Here is an 8882-nt window from a genome sequence, read left to right on the forward strand (position 1 = left end):
CCGTCCGGACGCCGAAGCCGACCCGCCGCCCGTCCGGACGCCGAAGCCGACCCGCCGCTCGTCCGGGTGCTCCGCTCAGGCCCACCGCATCGCGTAGAGGCGCGCGAGGGACGACGCGGTGGGGAGCGCCAGCGCCGTGCGGAGCAGCACGTCGCGGCTGCCGGACCCGACGACCGTTGCGGGGAGCCCGAGCGCCATGTTGACCTCTGCCTGCCTCGCCGCACGCCGGGCAGCGGCTCGTCGGCGCCGCGCCCACGCCGTGCGCGCGGCGGTCGGCACCGTCGCACCCGGGCCGGCCCGGAGCGCAGTCGCCAGGATCGGCACGAGCTCTGCGGCGTCGAGCCAGCCGAGGTTCATGCCCTGGCCGCCGATCGGGCTGATCTCGTGCGCCGCGTCGCCCACGAGCACGACCCGGCCGACTCCGGTCCGGGTGGCCTCCCGTCGGCGGACACCGAAGTCGCTCGTCATCGTGCAGGTCGCCGGGTCCGGGGTGGCCCCGGTGCGCTCGGTGACGACGTCGGCGAGACCCGCAGCCGTCGTGCGGACGGAGCCGGACCGGTCGCAGCCCTTGCCGGTCGTGCCGACGAGGGCCACGTACCGTCGTCGGCCGCCCGGTAGCGGGAACGACTCGACGACCCCGGCCGACCCGACGTCGACGAGCGCGGTCGACCGCGCCGACGGATCCTCGGGGTCGGCGAAGTCGCCCATCACGTAGCGGTGCCGGTAGTCCCGCCCACGGGTGGAGATGCCCAGCAGGTCCCGGACCGTGCTCCGGCCGCCGTCGGCGCCGAGCACGAACGCGGCGTCGACCGACCGTGCCACGCCGTCCGGACCCACCCCCTCGGCGAGCACCCGCGTCGCCTCCTGGTGCAGGCCGGTCAGCGTCGTGCCGGTCCGCAGCGTGCTCGGCGGCAGCCGCTCGCGGAGGAGCGTCTCGGTCCGGTGCTGGTCGAGCGTCGCGATGTACGGGTGCCTGGCCGAAGCGCCCGCGAAGGACAGCGAACCGAGGTCCCGTCCGCCGCTCCGGGCGACACCGGTGCGGACGAGCGCGGCCTCCGCCAGGACCGCGCGGTCGAGACCGATCACGGCGAGCGCGTCGAGCGACGGCGGGTGGATGCCGATGGCCCGGGAGCCGACCGGGGCGTCGCCGCGTCGCTCCCACACCGCGACCTCGATGCCGCGATCGGCCAGGAGCGCGGCGGCGAGACAGCCGACGGGCCCGCCGCCGACGACGAGGACGTCGACGCGCTCCGTGGTCACGCTCGGAGCCTACGGGTGGAGGGTTCGACGGTTGCCGGGTTCACGGAACGCGCGCGTTCCGACGCCGCACCCGTCGATCGACGCACGGGACGTCGCAACGCGCGTTCCGTCGAGCGGTCGGGACGTGACGACCACGCGGACGGGAGGCTCGTGGCGGCACCGCCACGCGCCTCCCGTCCGTCGCTGGGTGGCGTCCGGCGGCCTCCTGCCGGAGCTACGCGGTGGCGTGCTCGCGAGCTGCGCGATCAGCGGCGACGAGACGCTTGGCCTCGCGGACGCGCTTGCGGGCCTTCTCGACCGGCACCTCGACCGCGTAGGCCGCACCGACGGCCACGAGGAGCGCCGCACCGACCAGCCACACCTTGCCCCACGCGCCGATCGCGAAGGTGCTGAGCAGCGCGATCACGAGCGGGTGCCAGAGGTACGCGGAGTACGAGACCCGACGGCCGAACCACGACACGGGCGTCCAGGCGAGTGCCGCCGACACCGGGGTGCGGACGGAGACGAGCCCGCCGATGAGCACGGCCGACACCACGCCGGCGAGGGGCATGACCACGCCGAACGTCGAGGCGTGCTGGGTCCAGTCCCCGTCGATCCAGAACAGGACGCCGACGAGGGCGGCCAGGCCGACCCAGGTGGCGAGGTGTCCGGCGATGCCCGCGGCGACGCGACGGACGCGTTCGTCGTCGAGCAGCAGTGCGAGCAGGCAGCCCGTCGCGAGCGGCACGACGCCGAGCACCGGGGAGAAGTACACGTCGGGGGTCGCGCCACCGTTCGGCTTCTCGTAGCTGAGGAACGACGCGATCGAAGCGCCGACGATCACCACACCGAGTCCGGCCGTCAGCCAACGGCGACGGGACCGGATCGCGAACAGCAGCACGAGCGCGGGCGGCCAGACGAGGTAGAACTGCTCCTCCATCGACAGGCTCCACGTGTGGGCGAACACCCCCTGCGTGGTGTCCCAGAACGAGCGGAAGAGGTTGCCGGTGTAGCTCAGGGCGATGAACGCTGCCTCGCCCGCGGAGAACGTCGCGCCCTTGTAGTCGCCGACCCAGTTCCAGAGCGCGAGTCCCACGAGGACGAACGCGATGAGGGCCGGGTAGAGCCGCAGCACGCGCTTGCCCCAGAACGAACCGAGGCGGATGCGGCCGGTCTTCCGGTGCTCGCCGAGCAGCAGCGTCGTGATGAGGAACCCGGAGAGCACGAAGAACACCGTGACGCCGATGAAGCCGCCGTCGAAGTGCGCGACGTGCAGGTGGTAGAGGATCACGGCGAGGATCGCGACCGTGCGCAGGCCGTCGAGCGCCGGCGCACGGGTCGTCAGCGGTGGCGGGGGAGTCGTGCTGCCGCCCCTGCGCGCGGTACCGTCGGCGCGCGTCCCACTGCCGACGCTCGTGCTGCCGTCGGTGGTGGCCGGTGCGGAGGTGCTGCGGGTCCGCTCCGGCGAGATCGTGGTGGTCGCCACGTCGCCTCCTGCGAGATCGTTCTGCTGCCCGGACCGACGATCGGACCGTGACCTGATCGTTACAGGATGCTCGCCCGAGGTAAGAGGAGTCTCAACGAACGGGGTGCACGAGCTCCGTCAGGGCATCGAGCCGCTCGGCGGCGAGGTCCTCGAAGGACCGTTCCTCGCCCGGCGCGATCCACTGCTGGAACGTCAGGTGGAAGACCGTCACGGCCGTCTCCGCGGCGATCGTCGCTGCCGGTTCGCCCATGCCGTGGTCGCGCAGGAGTGCGCCCAGGTGGATCTTCAGGTTTGCGAGCTTGCCGAGTTCCCGCTCCTGCAGGGCCGGGTTCGCCTCGATGATCGTCTGGCGGGCACGGGAGAACGGCCGCTTCTCGTGGTCGAAGAACGACCCGGCGGCCGTGATGGCGAGCCGGACCAGCTCGAACGGCTCGGTGCCGTCCGGTGCCTGCTCGATCGGGTCGGCGAACATCGCGAGGAAGTCGTCCTGCCCGGCGAACAGCACCTCGCGCTTGTCGGTGAAGTGCCGGAAGAAGGTCCGCTCGGTGACTTCGGCTGCACCGGCGATCTCGGCGACGGTGGTCGCGTCGTACCCGTGCTCGGCGAACAGCTGCATCGCCGTCGCCTGCAGTCGCTCTCGCGTACCGGGTTGCCAACGGGCCATGTCCGCAGTCTACTGATGACAGCGACTGACATGGAGTGCTACCGTGATGTCAGTTCGTGACATCAGCGCCACGGACACCGTGAAGGGAAACGCACATGCACGTGTTCGTCACCGGGGCCTCCGGTTGGATCGGCTCCCACACCGTCGACGAGCTGCTCGCCGCTGGACACACCGTGACCGGACTGGCCCGATCAGACGCCTCCGCCGCTGCACTCGAGGGGAAGGGCGCCTCGGTGCTCCGCGGGGACCTCGACGACCTCGACGCCCTGCACCGTGGTGCCGACGGGGCAGAGGGTGTCCTGCACCTCGCCAACAAGCACGACTGGGCGGACCCGGCCGCCACGAACGCCACCGAGCGCGCCGCCGTCGAGACCCTCGGCTCCGCGCTCGTCGGCACCGATCGCCCGCTCATCGTCGCCTCCGGTGTCGCCGGGCTCACCGAGGGGCGTCCGTCGAACGAGTCCGACGCCAGTCCCTTCGTCGGTCCGGACACCATGCGCGGCGGCAGCGAGAACCGCGGCTTCGACTTCGTCGGCCAGGGCGTCCGCGCCGTCGCCGCCCGGTTCAGCCCGACCACGCACGGCACCGGCGACCACGGGTTCATCGCCGCGATCGTCGCCGCAGCTCAGCGGACAGGTGTGTCCGGCTACGTCGGGGACGGTGCGAACCGCTGGGCCGCCGTGCACGTCACCGACGCCGCACGACTCGTCCGGCTCGGACTCGAGCAGGCGCCGGCCGGGACACGGCTGCACGCCGTGGCGGAGGCGGCGATCCCCACGCGCGCCATCGCCGAGGCGATCGGGGCCGGGCTCGGCCTCCCGGTGACGTCGATCGACCCCGCCGACGCCGAGGAGCACTTCGGGTTCATCGGCCGCTTCTTCGCGATGGAGATGTCGGCGACCTCGGAGGCGACGCGGGAGCTGCTGGGGTGGGAGCCGACGGGCGTCGGGTTGCTCGAGGACATCGCGGGCGGCGCGTACTTCCCGGTCCGGGTCGCGTAGCGCGCCCGCGCCCGGCGATCCACCTGCCGGACGGGAGGCGCGGTGCCCGCCCGCACCGTGCCTCCCGTCCGGTGCCGGGTCACGTGGTCTTGCCGGCCGAGCGGATCGTCCGTTGCGCGCGCGTCGCTGTCGAACGACCGTGCCGTCGTCGTACGACGACGGCGCGGTCGCTCGTTGCGCGCGCGGGTGGTCGCGCCGGGGAACCAACGACGCCGCCGCTGTCGTACGACAGCGACGGCGTCGTTCGGCAGCGGCAGCCGATCACCGTCCACCCGCGGCACCCGAGGGACGAGCGCCCGCCTACTCGGCCTTCTGCATCTGCCAGGGCTCGGGCTCGCGGTCGCCGTTCGGTCGCACGGGCCGGACGTCGCCGACGATCGGGATCGCCCGCTTCCGCATGAACCACAGGTACCGCACGAAGAAGTGCGACAGCGTCGACAGCCGGTTGCCGTTGCCGAGCAGCGAGGCGATGTGCACCGCGACCCACGCCGCCCACGCCACGGGGCCGACCATCGTGATCCCGCCGCGGAGCTGGGCGACCGCGGCGTTCGTGCCGATCGTCGCCATCGTGCCCTTGTCGAAGTACGTGAAGTGCTCGGTCGGCTTGCCCTGGAGCAGGCGCTTGATCTGCTTCGCGACGTGCTTGCCGCCCTGCAGCGCGGGCTGCGCCAACTGGGCGAGGGCGTGGTCCTGCGCGGCGATGTCGCCCGCGGAGAAGATCCGCTCGACGCCCTTCACGCGGAGGTCGTCGTCCACCTGGATCCGACCGCCGTGGGTCTGCGGCATGCCCCAGCCCGAGACCTCCTTGTGCGCCGCGACACCGGTGGCCCAGATGACCTGCGAGGCGGGGATGAACTCGCCGTCGGCGGTGACGACGCCGTCCGGACGGACCTCGGCGACGCCCGTGTCGAGCCGCAGCACGACCCCGCGCTTCCGGAGGATCTTCGCCGCGTACCGACGCAGTCGCGGTGCGAACGGCTTGAGGAGCTCGCCGCTGCGGTGCACGAGGGTGATCGAGATGTTGCCGCGCTCGATCTCGGGGTAGGCGCCGACGAGCGCCTGGTCGCGGAGCTCGGCGAGGGCACCGGCCATCTCCACGCCGGTCGCACCACCGCCGACGATGACGATCTTGATCTCATCGGGCCCCTGGTTGGCGGCGGCCTCCTCGAGCCGGGTGAACAGCTCGTCGCGGATGCGGAGCGCCTGGGACCGGGAGTACATCGAGTAGGCGTACTCGTACGCGCCGGGCGTACCGAAGTAGCTCGTGTTCACGCCGTTCGCGAGCACGAGCCAGTCGTAGCGCAGGTGCTCCCCGTCGCTCATCTCGGCGATGCGCTCGTCGGGTCGGATGCCCGTGAGGAGCCCGTGCCGGAACTCCGCGTTCGACTGCTTCGCCCGGAGGCTGCGGAGGAAGTACGTCACGTCACCGGCGTTCAGTCCGCCGGTCGCCACCTGGTACATGAGGGGCTGGAACATGTTGTAGACGTGGCGATCGACGAGCGTCACCCGGACGTCGGCGTCCGCGAGCTCCCGCATGGCCGCGATGCCGGCGAAGCCTCCACCGACGATGACGACGTGTGGGCGGGTGTCCTGCGGCATGAGCTCCCTGGTTTCCTCGGACGGCGGATGGTCGCCTCCGAGGGTACGCGCGCTCAGACCCGTGCGATGACCGTCACAGCCGACCCGGCCGGGAGGCCCACCCCGGCTCCGTCACGCGTCCCGCCGCGTGTACGTGTTCAGCACGTTCCCCTTGCTCGTCACGGTGCTGTCGACGAGCGTCAGGCGCGTGGGCGGGTCGGTCGGCTCGAAGAGCCGCCGGCCGGGTCCGGCGATCGCCGGGTGGATCATCAGCTGGAGTTCGTCGAGCAGCCCGGCGAAGAGCAGGTGCCGGACGACCGAGATGCTGCCGGTGACCGCGATGTCGCCGCCGTCCTCCTGCTTGAGGTCGCGGACGAAGGCGTCGAGGTCACCCGTGATGCGCGTGCTGTTCTCCCACGCGAGGTCGTCACCGAGCGTGGTCGACGCGACGAACTTCGGCATCGGGTTGATCCACCGGCCGAACGGGTCGTCGGCGTGCGCGGGCCACCACTCCGCCCACTCGAGGTAGCTGTTCCGACCGAGCAGGACCGTGTCGGTGCGGGACATGAACGCCGTCATGCCCGCGCCGAGCTCGTCGTCGAAGCTGTCGTGCTGGAACTTGTAGGGCTCGTCGACCACGCCGTCGACCGAGGTGAAGAGCCCCGAGGTGACCTTCCGCATGCTCGGAGGATAGCGGCGGGCGGGTCAGCTACCAGAACCGGTGCCGGTGCCGTCCTGGGTGCCGGTGCCGTCCTGGGTGCCGGTGCCGTCCTGGGTGCCGGTGCCGCCCTGGGTGCCGGAGCCGCCCTGGGTGCCGCCGGGCATCTGGTTCGTGCCGCCGCCGTAGCCGGGGAAGCCGTTCGTTCCGCCGCCCGGGAACTGCGACGTGCTCTGCGACTGCCCGCTGATCGCGTGCCCGATCGCGAAGCCGACACCGCCACCGACGAGGAGCGCAGCCAGCCCGACCGCTGCCGCGATGACGGGCCAGAACCACGGTGGGCGGGGCTTCGCAGGTCGCCGGACACCGGCCTGGCCGTACCAGGGGGTCGGGGTCTGCTGCGCGGTGTTCCACTCCGCGGCGTACGGATCCGTGCCGGGTGTGCGGGTGTCCGTCGCCGTCTGACCGGCGGTCGGGGCCGCGTCCCACCCGCTCGGTGTGGCTGCAGGCGCAGCGCCCCACCCGTCCGGAGCGGGCGTGTACTGCCGGGGCGGTGTCGTCGGGGAGGTGTCGTTCATGAGGACGAGTGCACACCGTCTGCCTATCAGCGGGTGATGACGACGCTGACGCTGCACTGTGGACCCGGGCGTAGCGTCGTGCACGTGCGCGCGAAGGTCGAGACGGTGCCGGTCGGCGGGCTGCCCGTGCGGCTCCGGACGCTGGCTCCGGCCGGCCGCCTCCACGACGCCCTGGTCCCGACGGTGCTGCTCGTGCACGGCATCGGCATGTCCCACCGCTCCTTCGCCCGCTCCCAGCGGGCGCTGGCCCGGACGCACCGGACCGTCGCTGTCGACCTCCCGGGCTTCGGTGGCCTGCCGGCGGCCGGTCGGCGGCTCGACGTCGAGGAACTCGCCGACCTCGCGGTCCGCGCCGTGCAGACCCGTGGCGCCGGTGAACTCGTCGTGGTGGGGCAGTCGATGGGGTCGCAGATCGCCGTCGAGGCAGCACGTCTCCACCCGGACACGGTGTCGTCGGTGGTCCTGGTCGGGCCGGTGGTGGACGACCGCCGGCGGACGCTGCTGCACCAGGCCGTCGACCTCGGTCGGGACTCGTTCGCCGAAGGGCCGCGGATGAACGCGGTCGTGTTCACCGACTACCTCCGCAGCGTCCGGCAGTACGTCCGGGAGCTCGGTCCGATGCTCCGGTACCCGACGCTCGAGCGGGTCGCTGGCCTCGACGTCCCGGTGCTCGTCGTCCGCGGCGACCGCGACCCGATCGCCCGCCACACGTGGGCCGCCCGGGTCGCCGCCCACGCCCGCCGAGGCGCGTTCGTCGAGCTCCCCGGCGCCCACCACGTGCAGGAGCACCGTCCGGTCGCGTTCGCCGACCTCGTCGCGGAGTTCCGTCGCGTCGAGACCCTGGAGCGCCTCGGATGACCGACCCGACCGCCTCGACGACGCAGACCGACCAGGCCGGGCGATCCGTGCCTCCCGTCGGGCTGTCCACGCGCGCAGCGTGGGCCGTCCGTGACTGGGTCTACGCCGTCCGCTGGCAGGTGCGGAGCCTCGGACCGACCACGGCGGACGACTACCTCGACGGCGACCGGCCGCCCGTCGTGGTCATCCCGGGCGTCTACGAGACGTGGCACTTCATGCGACCCCTGATGGACGCGCTGCACGACCGTGGACACCCCGTGCACGTGCTGCCCGTCCTCCGGCACAACGTCCGCCCGGTGCCCGCGTCGGCGGAGGAGGTCGTCGCGTACCTCGAGGAACACGACCTGCGCGAGGTGCTGCTCGTCGCGCACAGCAAGGGCGGCCTCATCGGCAAGTACGCGATGGCGTCGCTCGACCCCGACCGCCGGATCGACCGCATGGTGGCGGTGTCCACCCCGTTCGGCGGATCCTCGCTCGCCCGACTGGCCCCCGTCGCGCACCTCCGGGTGTTCCGGGCTGCAGACCCGGTGCTCGCGGCGATGGGGCGAGAGCTCGCGGTCAACGCCCGGATCACCTCGGTCTACGGCGTGTTCGACACGCTCATCCCGGAGGGGTCGGAACTCGCCGGGGCGACGAACGTGCGGCTGCCGGTCGGCGGGCACTTCCGGATCCTCGGCGACTCCCGCACCCGGGAAGCCGTGCTCGCCGCGACCGGTTGAGTAGCGGACCGGCGGACTCGACCCGTGCGCGCACGCCCCGGCCGAGTCTCGGCTCCGCGGACACCTTCGCGCAGGGGCGACCGCGGAACTGTCCGCCCAGC

Annotated in this window: 9 protein-coding genes; 3 read left to right on the top strand and 6 right to left on the bottom strand. The window is 72.6% G+C overall.

Annotated features, from left to right (window positions below):
• Positions 1–75 precede the first annotated feature (75 nt).
• The 3 genes from NS184_RS12785 to NS184_RS12795 form a co-directional block, all read right to left on the bottom strand.
• The gene (locus tag NS184_RS12785; protein ID WP_058726494.1) at positions 76–1260 is read right to left on the bottom strand and encodes an FAD-dependent oxidoreductase; all 1185 of its coding nucleotides are present in this window, start codon (positions 1258–1260) and stop codon (positions 76–78) included.
• A 214-nt stretch (positions 1261–1474) separates the two neighbouring features.
• Positions 1475–2725 carry an acyltransferase family protein gene (locus NS184_RS12790; protein WP_058726495.1) on the bottom strand — a complete coding sequence of 417 codons (1251 nt, stop codon included), beginning with the start codon at positions 2723–2725 and terminating at the stop codon, positions 1475–1477.
• A gap of 91 nt (positions 2726–2816) precedes the next feature.
• On the bottom strand, positions 2817–3389 hold the full coding sequence (locus NS184_RS12795; protein WP_058726496.1) for a TetR/AcrR family transcriptional regulator: 573 nt from the start codon (positions 3387–3389) through the stop codon (positions 2817–2819).
• Between the two features lie 95 nt (positions 3390–3484).
• On the opposite strand from NS184_RS12795, the gene NS184_RS12800 reads away from it, so the two are divergent.
• Entirely contained in the window at positions 3485–4390 is a 906-nt protein-coding gene (locus NS184_RS12800) for an SDR family oxidoreductase (RefSeq protein WP_058726497.1), read from the top strand.
• Positions 4391–4690: 300 nt separating this feature from the next.
• Here NS184_RS12800 and NS184_RS12805 read toward each other — a convergent pair whose 3' ends face one another.
• The 3 genes from NS184_RS12805 to NS184_RS12815 all read right to left on the bottom strand — a co-directional run bounded on the left by NS184_RS12805 (position 4691) and on the right by NS184_RS12815 (position 7204).
• Positions 4691–5989, bottom strand: a complete 1299-nt coding sequence (locus NS184_RS12805; RefSeq protein WP_058726498.1) for an NAD(P)/FAD-dependent oxidoreductase — start codon at positions 5987–5989, stop codon at positions 4691–4693.
• A gap of 111 nt (positions 5990–6100) precedes the next feature.
• Positions 6101–6649 (bottom strand): dihydrofolate reductase family protein, encoded by a 549-nt coding sequence (locus NS184_RS12810; protein WP_058726499.1) that lies wholly within the window; start codon positions 6647–6649, stop codon positions 6101–6103.
• Positions 6650–6673: 24 nt separating this feature from the next.
• Positions 6674–7204, bottom strand: coding sequence for a hypothetical protein (locus tag NS184_RS12815; protein ID WP_058726500.1), 531 nt, complete (start codon positions 7202–7204; stop codon positions 6674–6676).
• An 84-nt stretch (positions 7205–7288) separates the two neighbouring features.
• On the opposite strand from NS184_RS12815, the gene NS184_RS12820 reads away from it, so the two are divergent.
• Positions 7289–8062: an alpha/beta fold hydrolase gene (locus NS184_RS12820; protein ID WP_193750473.1), complete on the top strand. Its 774-nt coding sequence runs from the start codon at positions 7289–7291 to the stop codon at positions 8060–8062.
• Positions 8059–8781, top strand: a complete 723-nt coding sequence (locus NS184_RS12825) for an esterase/lipase family protein (RefSeq protein WP_242863049.1) — start codon at positions 8059–8061, stop codon at positions 8779–8781. The genes NS184_RS12820 and NS184_RS12825 overlap by 4 nt, the downstream gene beginning before the upstream one ends.
• Positions 8782–8882: the final 101 nt, after the last annotated feature.

It is taken from the genome of Curtobacterium luteum (assembly GCF_001475545.1).
Classification (GTDB): domain Bacteria; phylum Actinomycetota; class Actinomycetes; order Actinomycetales; family Microbacteriaceae; genus Curtobacterium; species Curtobacterium luteum_A.

Bases quoted from the DNA above. Each gene is read 5' to 3' on its own strand.
- NS184_RS12795 (WP_058726496.1), bottom strand. From the start codon at position 3,389: ATGGCCCGTTGGCAACCCGGTACGCGAGAGCGACTGCAGGCGACGGCG.
- NS184_RS12800 (WP_058726497.1), top strand. From the start codon at position 3,485: ATGCACGTGTTCGTCACCGGGGCCTCCGGTTGGATCGGCTCCCACACC.
- NS184_RS12805 (WP_058726498.1), bottom strand. From the start codon at position 5,989: ATGCCGCAGGACACCCGCCCACACGTCGTCATCGTCGGTGGAGGCTTC.
- NS184_RS12810 (WP_058726499.1), bottom strand. From the start codon at position 6,649: ATGCGGAAGGTCACCTCGGGGCTCTTCACCTCGGTCGACGGCGTGGTC.
- NS184_RS12815 (WP_058726500.1), bottom strand. From the start codon at position 7,204: ATGAACGACACCTCCCCGACGACACCGCCCCGGCAGTACACGCCCGCT.
- NS184_RS12825 (WP_242863049.1), top strand. From the start codon at position 8,059: ATGACCGACCCGACCGCCTCGACGACGCAGACCGACCAGGCCGGGCGA.